The organism is Nesterenkonia aethiopica (assembly GCF_039534665.1).
Lineage (GTDB): Bacteria > Actinomycetota > Actinomycetes > Actinomycetales > Micrococcaceae > Nesterenkonia > Nesterenkonia aethiopica.
Genome location: NZ_BAAAVT010000049.1, coordinates 1 through 612, shown reverse-complemented (window position 1 = coordinate 612; position 612 = coordinate 1). Strand labels below are relative to the sequence as shown.

2 protein-coding genes are annotated in these 612 nt (G+C 62.4%); both read right to left on the bottom strand.

Annotation, left to right across the window (positions count from 1 at the left end; genetic code table 11):
• On the bottom strand, nt 1–263 hold a 263-nt coding region (locus tag ABD658_RS15290; protein WP_344744974.1), incomplete at its 3' end, for a winged helix-turn-helix domain-containing protein.
• A 17-nt stretch (nt 264–280) separates the two neighbouring features.
• On the bottom strand, nt 281–612 hold a 332-nt coding region (locus tag ABD658_RS15285; RefSeq protein WP_344744972.1), incomplete at its 5' end, for a hypothetical protein.

Below are 612 nucleotides of genomic sequence, written 5' to 3'. Positions count from 1 at the left end.
TCGAGTTGCGCGCGAGTTTCGGTGGTCACAGGTGACATGTCAGGCCGTGTCACTGACATGTCAGGGGTGACATGTCGTGGCATGTCAGGCTGAATCGTCCAGCCGACGCCCTCGATTGCGGTGACGGGGACGTGCCAGACCCCATAAGCATCCTTCTCAGCCCCAAAATCACGCAGTTTCGACACTTTGCGGTTGACCGTCGAGAGGGAGACGCCGCAGCGACGCGCAACCTCCGCGAGACCGACGATTCCATGCTCTGTCACTGACACATCGTGGCATGTCACCGCGTGTCAGGGGGCATATCAGCACCGAGCGCAGGAAGCCATATCAGCCCCCGCTCTTCGAGGAAGCCGATGCCCGCTTCTCTGCCGCCCTTCTCCACAGCTTCAAGCAACTCGAACCGGGCAGCGGTGAAGCAAATGCGCTTCCACGTGCCGAGCGGCAAGCGGAACAGGTCTTCCGATCCGATCTCCTCTGCGGCGATCTCCTCATCGCTCTTCTCAGCGTCTGCCACCCGTGCCAGGTCAGCCAGGCCCCGAGACCACACCAACTGCACACGCCCCCCAGACCCGGCTACCCACTCACACCAGGGCCGTTCATCCGCCGCGAGAT